Below are 13,063 nucleotides of genomic sequence, written 5' to 3'. Positions count from 1 at the left end.
CCGTCAACTGCGCGCGCCGGCGGCGAACTGCTCGCGCACCCAATCGCAGATGAAGCTGCGCGACGGCTCCATATTGTCGGCGGCGACATGCTCGACGCCACCCTCGCGCTCAGTGAAGATGCGAAGCTCGCGGTGCGCGCTGTTCACCGCCTGGTCGTGCGACTTATGCGCGAATTCCAACGGGATTTGGCGGTCACCGGCGCCGTGGGTGACAAGATAGGGCGCACGGATCTTTTCGACAACGCCGTCGAGGCAGACATTCTCGGCATATTTCATGAAACTGTCGACATCGGGCTGACCCCAGACCCACAATACATGGTTCCAGTAATGCGGAACGGGGTGATCGCCTTCCCGGCGCATCCGCCGCCGCTGAATCTCGCCCCAGTCGTGGTTGCCGCCCCACGATACGCAAAGCGACAGCCGGGGCTCGAAAGCGGCGGCGCGCGGCGCGAAATAGCCGCCAAGCGAGATGCCGACGATCCCGATCCGCCGTGCATCGACCTCGCGGCGGGTCTCCAGATAATCGATCGCGGCTCCGGCCCAGCGCTCGCTGTCGTGGATCGCGGTCAGGCCCTCGAGCCGCAGCGCCTCACCCACGCCGGGCTGGTCGATGAGCAGGCTGGCAATGCCACGGCGGCTCATCTCCTGGGCGGTTTCGGACAGGTAGAGCATCTCCTTGATGCTATCGAGCCCGTTGCAGTGGATCATGCAGGGGGCGGGCCCGTCCACCCCTCCGGCGCGCACGAATAGGCCCGACAATGTCCTGCCCTCATAGGAAAAGGAGACGACCTCGCAGTTGAGCCCGCCGGTGGCGATCATCCGGTCGCGCAATTCCAGCATTCGGCGATAGGCTTCCTTGCGCGGCGCATGGTCGCGATCCTGCATCCGCTCGCAGACGATATAATAGGCAACCGCGCGGGCATATTTCCGCGAGGCGGACAGCGGCCTGCCATTGGCCTCATCCTCCTCGCCCAGCGCCGCGACCTTCTCGGCCATGTCGCGCCAGGCTTCGAAGAAGGCTTTTGTGCCGTGGTCGGCCCCTTGTTTGGCCGCCTCTGCGACCTTGCGGTTGGCGATATCGATCTCACCGATCTCGCCTCCCATCGACAAGGCGATGTTGACGGACAGACTCCAGATGTAATTGCCGGGAAACGGCTCGAACATAATGCCTCCTCTCTGTGGGACGCCCGACCGGATTCAGCCGTGGGCGAGGGTCGGCCAGCGCTGGATGGCTGCGACCTTCCTCCCATCTTTGCGGCGCAGGATTGGCGGGAACGGCGCCGCGGTGTCAACGCCGGGATAAAAACGGGCCAGGCACCGGTTTAAAATGGGGCCAGTTGGTTTGAACAAAAAGCCCCAAGGTTGAGGCTGGGCAGCATCGGCAGCGGGGAAGCGGCTGGAGCGGAGCGGAAGCCGATTTCCCGCTGCCGATGGCCGCCCGTTCTTAGGTCATTTATCCTCCCCCTTGTCCTTCTGGCGCTTGCGGCTGCTGGCGAGACGGAAGCTGTCACCATTCATCTCGAGAATGTGGACGTGGTGTGTCAGCCGGTCGAGCAGGGCGCCGGTCAGGCGTTCGGAGCCGAACACCGATGTCCATTCATCGAAGGGCAGATTGCTGGTGATCAGCGTGCTGCCGCGTTCATAGCGCTGGCTGAGTACCTCGAACAGCAACTCGCCGCCCACGGCGGTGAATGGTACATATCCCAACTCGTCGAGGATCAGCAGCTTTACAGATGCCAGATGCTTTTGCAGGCTGCGCAAGCGACGCTCGTCGCGAGCCTCCATCAGGTCATGGACCAACGCCGCGGCCGTTGTGAAGGCCACGCTGTGCCCTTTCTGGCACGCAGCCAGTCCTAGCGCGAGGGCGGTGTGGGTCTTACCGGTGCCGCTGGGGCCCAGCGCAATGACATTACGCCGCCGCTCGATCCATTCACCGCGCGCCAGTTCCAGAACCAAGGCCTTGTTCAGTGATGGCTGGGCTGCAAAGTCGAAGGTGTCAAAGCTCTTGGTGTGCGGGAAGCGAGCCATGCGGATACGGCGCTCCACCATCCGGCGCTCGCGATCAATCCGTTCAAGTTCGCACAGGCGCAGCAGATAGCGGGGGTAATCGGCCCGATCCTGCGCGGCCTCGAAGGCGACCTTCTCATACTCGCGCACAAAGGTGGGCAGCTTGAGCGCTTTGAGATGGTTGGCCAGTAGTACAGCGGGCGGCACGCTGGTGGGTTCGGCCTCGATGGCTGGCAGCGGCATCATGGGATCACTCATGCTGCCACTCCCGTCGCTGGAGTGCCTGCCTGCGAGAGCAGGCCCATGTAGGTGCGCGGATCGGTACGCCCGACATTCGCGCGCGGCAAATGCGGGTAAAATTGCAGATCGAGGCGCGGCACACGCTGTTCGAGGCGGGCCAGCGCGATCATCTTGATCGCATCGAAGCTGATTGCCCCCATCTCCAGCGCGCGGGCCACTGCCCATTCCACCAGGGACTGCTCGAAGCGTTCGCATAGCCGCAGCACCTGGATGAACTCGCGCCGTCCCTCTTTGCCGCTGCGCGCCTCCATCAGTCGTCGGATGCGATGCATCGGTTCAGCCAGCACCCAGCCATCGAGCGGCGCTGCCTGATCAAGCGCGCGGGGTTTCTGTTCTAACAGCGCCAGATAGTGCAGCGGGTTGGCAATGAAGTCCTCCCGCTCATAGCTGCGCGGATGCACTGCGATCAGCTCCCCGCCACAGATGATCGCAACCCGATCGACATAGCCTTTGATTACGACCTCCTGGTGGGCATAGGCCGTCGGCACCGAATAATCATTGGTACGATAGCGCACCAGCGACATCGACGAGGCCCGCCCCGTCACCATATGGCAGGGATCGAACGGCACCGCCGGTAGCGGCATAAAGGCCGCCAGATCAGCCACCAGCCTGTCACCGATGCTGCGCTCATGCCCGCGCAAGATGGCCTGTCGTCGCTCCATGCATTGTTCGACAAAGCGCGCGTTCAGCGCATCAAAGCTGGGCGCCTCTGGCCTCGGCACCATGAAGTGGCGCCGGGAATAACCGACCAGCCCCTCGACCTTGCCCTTGTCGTTACCCTTGCCGGGGCGCCCGAATTTGTCTTCGAACAGGTAATGGCTCTGGAGGGTCGAGAACATCCGGCTGCGCTCGCGCTTCCCGTCGCCCAGGATCTGCGCCACTGCCAGCTTGGTGTTGTCATACAGGATCGACTGCGGGATGCCGCCGAAGAAGGCAAAGGCCGCCACGTGCCCTTCGCAAAATGCCTCAGCCACCTCGGCAGGATAGGCTTTAACGAACGGCGCATCGCTGTGCGGCAGGTCCATGCAGAAATAGTGGAACCGCACCAACTTGCCGTCGATGATCCCGTCCGCCTCACCAAAATCCACCTGCGCATGCCCCGGCTTGTGGCTCAATGGTATGAACACCTCGCGGCTGCGCAACTTGGCGCCCGCCACATAGTCGCGAACAATGGTGATGCCGCCGGTGAAGCCATGTTCATCGCGCAGACGCTCGAAAATACGCGCGGCAGTGTGTCGCTGTTTGATGTGAACCTTGCGGTCATCCACCAGGATTTGGTCAATGATGTCGGTAAATCCGGACAGCTTGCGGCTGTAGGTTTGCCCGCTCCGGCCGTGCGCTGCTGGCTCTGGAAAGCACAGCATCTTGTCGACGGTCTTGCGATTGATCCCAAAATACCGGGCGGCAGCGCGACGGCTCATCCCGTCAATCAGCACGGCGCGGCGGACCTTCTGATAAAGCTCCACTCTCTTCATCCTCCACCTCCGCCCAAAAACGGAGGTCTAGCAGGACTGGCCCCTTTTTAATCCGGTGAGACTGGCCGATCCGTGGCCCCTTTTATTCCCGGTGTTCTCACGTCGAGCTGGTCGAACGGCAGCGCCATGAACAGCTTGATGCGGTTCTCGAGATAGCGCAGCGCTGTCACGAAGGCGCGCTCGCGCTCGATGTCGTTGCCCTCGACATGGCTCGGATCTTCGATGCCCCAATGGGCGGTCATCGGATGGCCGGGCCAGACCGGACACGTCTCGCCCGCCGCATCGTCGCAAACGGTGAACACGAAATCCATCACCGGCGCGTCCGGCACGGAGAACTCTTCCCAGCTCTTCGAGTGAAGGCCTTCGGTCGGGTAACCGATGCGCTCCAGCAGCCTCAGCGCGTCGGGGTTGACCGCGCCCTTGGGGAAGCTGCCTGCGGAATAGCCGCGGAACCGGCCTTCGCCGAGCTTGTTCAGTGCGCTCTCGGCGAGGATCGAGCGGGCCGAGTTACCCGTGCAGAGGAACAGGACATTGAAAACACGGTCGGTCATTGAACGGCTCCGGGTTGGCAGCAGGCGGCCCTGGTGACCACGTCGGCGAGCGGAGCACAGATCTCCGGGGCGCCGCCGCAGCAATCCTCCATCAGGAAGCCGAGCAGGTCGGTCATGCGGGCATAATCAGCGGTGTAGATGATCGACCGGCCCTCGCGCCGCGACGACACGAGCCCGGCGTGGCCGAGGATGTTGAGGTTGCCCGAGAGCGTCTGCGGGACATGGCCCGTCGCGCGCGCGATATCGCCCGAGGCCATGCCCTCGGCGCCGGCGCGGACCAGCAGGCGAAAGACCTCGAGGCGGCCCGGATGCGCGAGCGCCGAGAGCGAGGCGACGGCAGCGTTCGCGTCCATCAGCAGCACGCCTGCTTTGGCGCGGGCGCATCGGCGGGGCCGCAGCAGGCCGCGGCGGGCTCGGGCAGCACCTCGTCCTCGCCGTAGCTGGTCGCCTCACCGAAGGTGAAGAAGGTCTCCCAGCGCACGCCGGCGGGATCGCGGACCCAGCTCTTGTCCGACTGCGCGTAGCAGCAGGTGGTCGCTTCCTGATCGAACGTCTCCGCCCCGGCGGCCTTGAGGCGACCGGCGAGCGCGCCGAGCTCATCGGCGCTGTCGACCTGGATGCCGATATGGTCGATGCCGGCCGCGCGCGCGCGCTCGGAGATCGCGAAGTTGACCTTGGGATCGTCGAGCATCCACTTGGCGTAGTCGTCCTTCACGACGACGGGCGCGGCGCCGAACAGCGTCTCGTAGAACTGGATCGACGCGCCGAGATCGGGCACGCTGACGTGCAGATGGATGCGCTTCATGGAATGGCTCCTGATAACGACTCGATGACACTACGAGTATATCCGTAATATCATCGAGTCAATGAGCACGACGCTCATGGCTGCTGGGCGTGCATCCAGTCAGCGGCGGCCTGCGCCTTGCTGGCTGCGGTGAAGATCGCCCGCGGCTCATCCTTCAGGAGTTGGAGCCAGGAAGCGATATAGGCGGCGTGGTCGGGCCGCGGCTCGTGGGCGATCCCGAGATCGGCGAGCAGGAACGAGGCGGTCAGCTCGGCGGTCGCTTCCTCCATCGCGAGCGCGTGCCTGGTCCACTTGGCGCTGAAATCCCGGTCGAGCCGATGGGCTGCGCCACTGGCATGAGCGGCCTCGTGAATACGGGTGGCATAGAAGCCGTGAGCGTCGTGGAAGGCGCTGAAATCCGGCATGTGGATGCGGTCTTCGGCGATGTGATAATAGGCGCTGGCCGAGCCGTAGACAGTATCGATGCCGAGGGCGGCGATGAAGGCTTCGGCGGCGGCGAGGCGTTCGCTCTCGGGCAGGTCCGGCCCCGGTTTGGGCGCATAGCCATCGACCTGATCGGCGTTGAACAGGCCGAACGCCTTGGCGAAAAGCCGTCGATGGTCGTCATCGTCGCTGGCGTCGTCGCCCTTCGCGTGAAACTCCTTCCAGAGGACACCGAGGCTGGCGTGCTCACCCTTGCGGACCTGCGCGCCGAGCGCCTGCCACTGGCGATAGGTGCCCCAGACCCCGCTCGCATAGCCGCTGCCATAGGCGGCCGCCCAGAGCGAGACCGTATTTATGCCGCGATAGGGCTTGCCGCTGGCGACGTTGGTCGGGCGGGTGACGTCGGCGCCGGAATGATGCCATGGCATGCGCCAGGTGCCGGTGCCGGCTTCGATGGCGTCGACGATCGCTTGCGTGACGCGAGCATAGACGTCTGAGCGTTGTGAGGCTGACATGATCTGTTCTCCGTTCTCGCGCCGGGGACCATCCCCGGCGGCGGAGGCCCGTTCGCGCCGGGCACAGGGGGGCTCGCGCACCCGTCAGGGCCGCAGCGAAGCGAAGGACGGCGAAGCCGTTGCGCGGGCGCGCCGACCGGCGCAGGACTCCGCCAACAACCGGGGTGGTCTACGGCGCGGGAGGGTCGATCCCGGCAATCACCACGCTCAGGCGATCCAGCTCGCGCTGGAGAGCCTGACGCTGGAGATCGGAGATGCGCCGTTCGCGTAAGTGCGCCCTGGCATCGGCCGCCGCGCGTTCCCAGGCCGGCCTGTGGCGGGCGGTGATGCAGGCGTTGGGACAGCGGGTCGGCTCGCACAGGGCAGTGAGCGGCCCTGCCGGATCGGGGGTCGTCACGCGCTTGAGGCAGAGCGCGGTCGCGGGATCGAAGAAGCAATCCGCGAGCGGGCCGACATGGAAGGTGCGCGCGACGCTGGCGAGCATGACGCGCAGGCGGGCGCGATCGGCGATCATGGCGGGCAAAGGCCCTTGTCTGACGGCGGCATCGTCGAGCGTCCGCGCGATGCGCGGTCCCGCCGGTCCACCGAGCGATGCGCCGCCCTGACGCCGGTCGAAATAGTCCAGCAGATCGTCAATCTGACCGAGCCGACGCTGCGCCTCGACCTCGGCGCGAAACCCTGATGCGCTGGTCCCGGCATAGCCTTCGAACGCGGCGACCGAGGCGTGCTTGTACTGGATCATGCCGGCGATGGTGCCGAACGGACGGTTGGCGATGTGCCACGCGATCGTGCGCCGGAACTGCCGCGTCGTGATGCGCCACGGCTTGCCATCGGGTCCGGGCGGGATGACCGGCTCATCGGGGGTGCCGAAGGCGCTGTTGAGGTGGTCGCGGAAGGTGTTGAGCTGGCGGACCACCTCGCTCGACAGATGCGTCTTGGAGACGGCGCTCGCGCGCAGCACCGGCCAGAGCGTATCGCTGCCGCTGGCGCGCGCCGGCCCTGCCGACAGGCGTTCGAGCACCATGATCGCGGCGGCGACCGGCTCGATCGTCACCCAGCTCGCCGCCTCGCCCACCGCCGCCCGGCGCTTGTAGATGGTCGACCGGATGCGATGGCGCTCGATCAGGCCGTCCTCGCTGCGCGCGATAGAGAGACACCCGCGCCGCATCGCCTGCACCTCGCAGTCGCGCATGCCGGTCAGGTAGGCGCACACGATATAGGCAGCGGCTTGAAGCATCCGTTCCTCGTGTGCGAGAGTCTTCGCATCGAAGCGCTCGCGCCACGGCCGACCGCTGTCAGGATCGATCGTGATCGGCGTGTCCATGCCGCCGACCTCTACCCCCAGCTCGGCCGCCACTGCGTCGATCAACCTCGCTTCACCGCCTGTCAGCAGAAGATGCGCGCCAGGCTCGGCCTGCACGTCGATCCCGACATGGAGATGCAGGAGATGTGCGTTGATCGGTGGGGTCACTGCGCCGGTGTTGGGGTCGACGCGCAGCTTGCCGTTATGAGCGGTGCCCCAGATCGGCGCGCCGCGCCCCTCGCGGCGTCGGCGGCCGAAATAGGCCTTCAGGCGGGTGCGGCGACGTTGCCGGCGATCAGGGTCTGGAAGGCCGGCATCGGCGGCGGCAAGGCGATCCCGGCGCACTTCGAGCCGCGCAAGCTCGCGGCGGGCGGCGAGGATATCGTCCGCGAATATGGTGACGTAGCGCAACGACCAGGCGAGTAGCGCGGCGATGACCTCTTCCGGGAAGCGCGGCGTGCGGTTCTCCCGGACATGGCGGTAGCCCGCAACGCGGGCGGGCGCCTGTCCGGCCCAAGGCTCGAATGCAAGGCCTCCGCTATCGAGGTGGTCGCGATAGTAATAGAGATCTGAGACCACTTCGAGGAGGTGGCCGACGATGACGGGTCGTCGGGCAGGATCGTCACGGAGATGACGGGCATAGGCATCGAGCAATGGCTGATCGATACGGGAAACGTCGAGCCGTCCGAGCCGCTCGCGGGCGAAGGCGAAGAACCGGCGGGCACGGTTGAATGCCTGGCGGATACAGGCGGGTGGTAACTTCGTCCGATAGCCGGGGAGATCGGCGTTGAGGCGGGCGTAGAGATAGGCGCGCATCGCCGCCTGCACATCGGCATGTTCGAGCACGTGGAAATGCACGGTGACGTGGCAGCGCCGGGCGTTCTCGCGGAAGACGGCGGGACCGAGATCCCAGCTCGGGTCGCCGACGCGCGATAGCGCCTCGCGGGTATGGCCTTCCTTGAGTGGCGCGCTCGCCAGCACGGGGCGATCGTCGAAAGCGGGCGCCTGGGCATGAACGGGCATGGTCATGCGCGGACCTCCGGCGGCAGATAAAGCCGTTCGCCCTCCATCTGCCGGCGCGCATCGGTGATGACGGCATCGGAGAAGGCCGGCAGGACCTGGGCGGTGATGCGGGCATGGACGCGGCCGAACTTGGCCGCCCAGTCGGTCGCGGGCAGGCTCAGCCGCTGCTCTTCGACGAAGGCGAGGAAGGCGAGGATCGCGGGGAGCTTGCGCACGGTGATGACGGCGTTGGGGCAATCAAGGCAGCCCCAGAAGGGCTGCGCGCAGGGTGATCCGGCCTCGGCGAAGGGACTGTTGTGGAAGCCCGCGCAGGCTGCGAGCCAGACATCCTGTTCGCCGTCGAGCAACGGACCCACGGTATCGGGCGGCATCAGCGGCGCGGCCTGTTCGGGTGCTTCGCGCAACGTCTGCTCGGCGGTGGGCGGAAGCACGGTCGGCATCGCGGCGGCGACCGCCGCGCGGAAGGCGTCGGCGACGGCCGTCTCGTGCACGGGCCGGAGCGACGGCAGATCGGCATAGTGGCGCGCCGCCACCTCGCGCGAGTGGCCGACCGCGAAGCGGGTCATGTGCCCCTCGGTCTTGGTGTACCACAGCGCCTTGTGGGTCTTGCGGAGCCGCGAGAGCAGCAAGTGGAGCGGCTCGCCGTCGTCATCGACAATAGCGTGCTGAGCTACCCAGGCATCGATCCGTTCCGTCGGGTGGCGGATGCCTACCCGCAGGCCGCCAGCGTTGTGATAAACCCAAAGACGATCGTCGTTCAGATGCTTGCGGGCAATCGCCGTGACCTCAATCAGGCGACGAATCAGACCACCAGGCGTGCCCCCACCGCCATCTCGCACGCGCATGCTCTTGTGCTCGGCGCCGCAGGCGCGGCGCTTGAGATAGCGCAGCTCCACCGTGCCGGCATGGGGGTTGGTGAGACAATCTGTGGTCAGCGTCTTCAGGCACTCGGGCTCGAGGCCGGTATCGAGCGTGAGCAGCACGAGCAGCGCCGGCAGATCGCGCGCAAGCGGGTGATGGCGGCCATGCAGATCATCGATGAGCGTGCTGATCGGCAATCCGCGCCGCATGCGCATGAAATAGAGGCTCTTCAGCGCCGGGTGGTCTGCAACGATAAAGCCCTGCCGCGCGATGATCGCTTCGACGTCGGCCCGCGCTCTGGCGATGACCGGGTCGCCCTCATCGGTGCGGTCGTCGGCACCGAGACGGCGGAACATCGCTTCGACGTCGGTCCTCGCGGCGTCGCGCAACGCGCGGGCGACGAAGGGGCTATAAGCATCGCGTGGGGTCGAGCGGCCCGCCGATGTGGCCAGCGTGTAGCGCAGCCGCTCATGCAGGTCGGGCGCGATCCGATCGGGCCGGTCTGCCTCGATCGCGCGCAATGTGTTGACGATCTTGCCGACCGATATGTGCCGGTGGATCGCGCCCATCCCGCGCTGTTCGAGCGCGGAGGCGAACCCATCGATATGGACTGCACGCAGGTCGTTGACGCCGGTCACCCCCGGCGCACCATCACCAAGCCAGGCGAAGAAGTGACGATAGACCTGCACATACTGCTTGATGACGCTGGCCGCACCAATCGGTCCCCCGAGCGCAGCCGATCGACGCAGCGCGCCGGCGAAGGCGATAGCGAGCGGACGGGGATCGAGTGCGGCCATATCGACCAGGACCGTTCCGCCATGCCGCGCCTCGATGGTGAACTTGAGGCCGAGCACCGGATCGGGCTTCTGTGGCTCCGGCGTGATCGGCGCGAAGGCGACAGGCCGGCCCTTGCGGGGATGGCCGCTCATGCGCCCTGCGGTCCCGGCAGCAGCGCAAGCAGCTCCTCGACGGCCGCGTCCACCGTATCGGCGCGCGTCGCGATATGGTCGAGGTAGATATAGGTGGTGGTGAGGCTGGCGTGGCCAAGCAGGCGTTGCACCTGCTGCAGCGGGTCGCCGAGGATCAGCCGATAGCTCTCCAGCGGTCCGACCGGCAATGCCGCTTCGCGCAACCGCTGCTGGATCAGCAAGGCGAGCATATGGACTGCGAATGTGTGGCGAAGCTGGTGCGGGTTGATCGACAGCGGGAAGCCGTTCTCCGCGCACCGGTTGCAGGCGCGGGTGAAGATCACCTCCCACGAGTTGGGCCGAACAGGCTGCCCTACCTCGGTCAGCCACAGCGCCGCCGGCTCGCGGGGCGATCCATCCTCGTCGTACAGGATCAGGCGGCATCGTTCCTCCGGGGTGCAGATATCGCGCATGCGGTCGAGACCGGCGCGGGTGACAGGGATCGATCGTTCGAGCTTGGTCGCGCCGTCTCGCGCGGCGAACTTGGCCACGCCCGCTGCGCGCTCGACGGCGACGTAAGCGGCAATCTGACGAAGCAGCCGACGCGGGAGCAGGACGCTGCGTCCCCGGTCGCCCTTGGTCAGCGGTGGCGGGAGAGGCAGCCAAAGTTGTTGGGCATCGCCGTCCTCGCGGTCGATCGCCGCGAGCTCGGCGGCGAGCAGGCCCGACGCCTCTTCGAGGCGCAGGCCGGTGGTGACGAGAAGATCGGCAAACAGCGCGTTGCGCAGCCCGTTCCGGTCGCGCGCGCCGGGGCGCTCGGTGCCGTCAGGGGTAAGGCCGCGCAGGCCGACCTCGCGGAAAATACGGTAGTCGTCCATCGTGACGAACCGCACATCTGATCGCCTGGCAACACGTTCATAGGCGTCATTGCGCGCCGCGATCATGCCGCGACGGCCACCATGCGCCGGTCGCCACACGGCGCGGCGGCTGAACGGCGCGTCGGTGATCAGCCCGTGCTGCTCACCCCATCGGTAAAGGCGATCGAGACTGGCGACGGCGCGGTTCCAGCTTGCGGCCGTTATCCGGTGATCGGCCTCGTCGCGGCGTCGCTCACGATGATAGGCGTCGACATCGTCGCGGGTCGCAGCCCACACGGTCTTGCCGCAGGCATCGAGAAAGCGAAGCCAGACAACGACATCATAGGCATAGGCGCGAAGCGAGTGCCGCGAGCGGACGCCCGACAACGGCAGGTCGAGAAAGAAGCGATCCAGATCGGGATCATAGAGCGCGTCGCCGCGCAGGATCAGCGGCACATGCGCATCGAGGCCCCTGGCCTCGCGGCGCTCGCAAACAGTAATGATCGACACCGGCGCGAAGCCCTCCCCCCGGCCCCCCCACCGGGAAGCTGACCTTCACACCGTTGCGCACTATGACCCGGCAGCAATCAGGCTGGCCTCCGCCAGCTCTTGGGTCAGCGCTACGGCCAGCCTGATTACTGCCTACCGTGGGCGTCCATCGCCGACCTTACTGCAAAGTTGCGAGCGGCGCAGACTGTCCAGATAAGGCGACCAGTTCCTCGCGCGCATATCCCGTGCTGCCAAATGCGCTCGACAGGTCGCGACCGATCCGGCTGGCATGGCCGGTGGCGTGGATCAGCTCGTGGAAACAGGTGCGATAATAGTCGAGGGGCTCGAAGAAAGCGGCCCGTGGCGGCATTTCGACATGGTCGAGCGCCGGGACATAACAGGCTGCGTCACCGCCGATGCGGACCGACACCCCGGAGGCCGTGATCAGCGTCTCGGCGACGGGCATGACGGCATGAGCGGGCAGCGGCGCCGGGTCGCTGGCCAGCCCGCCTCTCAGACCCTCGCACTGCGCGACGTTAAAGACGGTGAAGCGCCTGAGGAACGGGATCGCACGCGGTTCGGCGCCCTCGCTCGCGGCTCTCGCCAGCTCGGCCTCGGGAATGAAACGATCAGCATAGACGACGGTCACGCCTTTCTCGCCGGCGATGACATTTCCTCCAGCCTCACGCGCCTGCCGGAAGGTCAGCCAGCTTTGCGAAGGCCAGCCCCGCGCCATGACAGCGCCCCACAGAAGCAGGACATTAATCCCCGAATAGGGACGCCCGGTCAGCGCATTGCGCGGCAGCGATGGCACGCAGGCGGCACTGTCCCACGGCTGCCCCCATGGCACCCGCCCGGCCTCGAGTTCGGCGATGATCCGGGCGGTCACCTCCTCATAGAGATCGACCCGTTCGACAGGCGCGGTATCGGCTCGCTTGGCGGTGGCGGAACGGCTGGAACGGACAGGCATCGGTCTACTCCCCACCGCCCCCAAAACCACATGGTCCCCCGCGGAGGCGGGGGTGGACGGCGAGACGCGAGAGGCGGGACCGGTGCCAAGGCCGGACGGCACCGCAGGGCGCAATGCAATGGAGCACCCCGGCATCAGCCGGGGTTGCCGTCCGGCCGGCCGGGCCCAGACAGGAGCGCCGGCCACCCCTGCCGACCAGGGAAGGGCCCAAGAGCAGCGCCGCCGCGCATCCGCGCGGCGACCGCTCATGCGTCAGCGATCGTCACCGGCCGGCGTGCGCCGTTGTGGCGCGAGAAGAAAGGAGTGTTCTACCGAACGAAACTTACTGGCACAGTTTCTGCCTGACCGACTTACCGGTGCCGGTGATGAGCCGGCTGAGATTCCGAAAGGGAAACGGGACCATAGCATGTCGGTGAAGGGATCGAAGCCTGACTCCGCAGTCGGGCGGTTGACCTCCGGGCAAGGTGCGCATGGTGAAGACTGGATTGTCTGAATCCCAGTTTCCAGCGGTTAATAGGTGAGCGATGGCGAACGCGGATGACACGCCATTTCGTGCAGGGCGAGGAGCGCGGCCTA

Annotated in this window: 11 protein-coding genes; all 11 read right to left on the bottom strand. The window is 66.3% G+C overall.

Annotation, left to right across the window (positions count from 1 at the left end; genetic code table 11):
• Window positions 1-3: 3 nt before the first annotated feature.
• The 11 genes from CMV14_RS19735 to CMV14_RS19685 all read right to left on the bottom strand — a co-directional run bounded on the left by CMV14_RS19735 (window position 4) and on the right by CMV14_RS19685 (window position 12,487).
• Window positions 4-1,164, bottom strand: coding sequence for an alpha/beta hydrolase family protein (locus CMV14_RS19735; RefSeq protein WP_066966095.1), 1,161 nt, complete (start codon window positions 1,162-1,164; stop codon window positions 4-6).
• A gap of 285 nt (window positions 1,165-1,449) precedes the next feature.
• On the bottom strand, window positions 1,450-2,250 hold the full coding sequence (gene istB, locus CMV14_RS19730) for an IS21-like element helper ATPase IstB (RefSeq protein WP_066970386.1): 801 nt from the start codon (window positions 2,248-2,250) through the stop codon (window positions 1,450-1,452).
• 11 nt (window positions 2,251-2,261) lie between these two features.
• Window positions 2,262-3,782, bottom strand: a complete 1,521-nt coding sequence (gene istA / locus CMV14_RS19725) for an IS21 family transposase (RefSeq protein WP_096367681.1) — start codon at window positions 3,780-3,782, stop codon at window positions 2,262-2,264.
• 47 nt (window positions 3,783-3,829) lie between these two features.
• Window positions 3,830-4,333, bottom strand: coding sequence for an arsenate reductase ArsC (locus CMV14_RS19720; protein WP_096367795.1), 504 nt, complete (start codon window positions 4,331-4,333; stop codon window positions 3,830-3,832).
• Entirely contained in the window at window positions 4,330-4,686 is a 357-nt protein-coding gene (locus CMV14_RS19715; RefSeq protein WP_066970295.1) for an ArsR/SmtB family transcription factor, read from the bottom strand. Before CMV14_RS19715 ends, CMV14_RS19720 begins: the two co-directional genes overlap by 4 nt.
• The gene (locus CMV14_RS19710; RefSeq protein WP_066970291.1) at window positions 4,686-5,138 is read right to left on the bottom strand and encodes an ArsI/CadI family heavy metal resistance metalloenzyme; all 453 of its coding nucleotides are present in this window, start codon (window positions 5,136-5,138) and stop codon (window positions 4,686-4,688) included. Before CMV14_RS19710 ends, CMV14_RS19715 begins: the two co-directional genes overlap by 1 nt.
• Before the next feature lie 74 nt (window positions 5,139-5,212).
• The gene (locus tag CMV14_RS19705) at window positions 5,213-6,076 is read right to left on the bottom strand and encodes an ArdC family protein (protein ID WP_066970288.1); all 864 of its coding nucleotides are present in this window, start codon (window positions 6,074-6,076) and stop codon (window positions 5,213-5,215) included.
• Between the two features lie 169 nt (window positions 6,077-6,245).
• Window positions 6,246-8,408 (bottom strand): integrase, encoded by a 2,163-nt coding sequence (locus CMV14_RS19700; protein WP_066970285.1) that lies wholly within the window; start codon window positions 8,406-8,408, stop codon window positions 6,246-6,248.
• Window positions 8,405-10,192 (bottom strand): hypothetical protein, encoded by a 1,788-nt coding sequence (locus CMV14_RS19695; RefSeq protein ID WP_066970282.1) that lies wholly within the window; start codon window positions 10,190-10,192, stop codon window positions 8,405-8,407. Before CMV14_RS19695 ends, CMV14_RS19700 begins: the two co-directional genes overlap by 4 nt.
• Window positions 10,189-11,538: a tyrosine-type recombinase/integrase gene (locus CMV14_RS19690; protein ID WP_096367745.1), complete on the bottom strand. Its 1,350-nt coding sequence runs from the start codon at window positions 11,536-11,538 to the stop codon at window positions 10,189-10,191. The genes CMV14_RS19695 and CMV14_RS19690 overlap by 4 nt, the downstream gene beginning before the upstream one ends.
• Window positions 11,539-11,695: 157 nt before the next feature.
• A complete protein-coding gene (locus CMV14_RS19685; protein ID WP_096367794.1) occupies window positions 11,696-12,487 on the bottom strand; it encodes an ArdC family protein in 792 nt (263 codons plus the stop codon).
• Between the last annotated feature and the right edge of the window lie 576 nt (window positions 12,488-13,063).

This window comes from Rhizorhabdus dicambivorans (assembly GCF_002355275.1).
Classification (GTDB): Bacteria; Pseudomonadota; Alphaproteobacteria; order Sphingomonadales; family Sphingomonadaceae; genus Rhizorhabdus; species Rhizorhabdus dicambivorans.
This window is presented reverse-complemented; position numbering and strand designations above follow the sequence as displayed.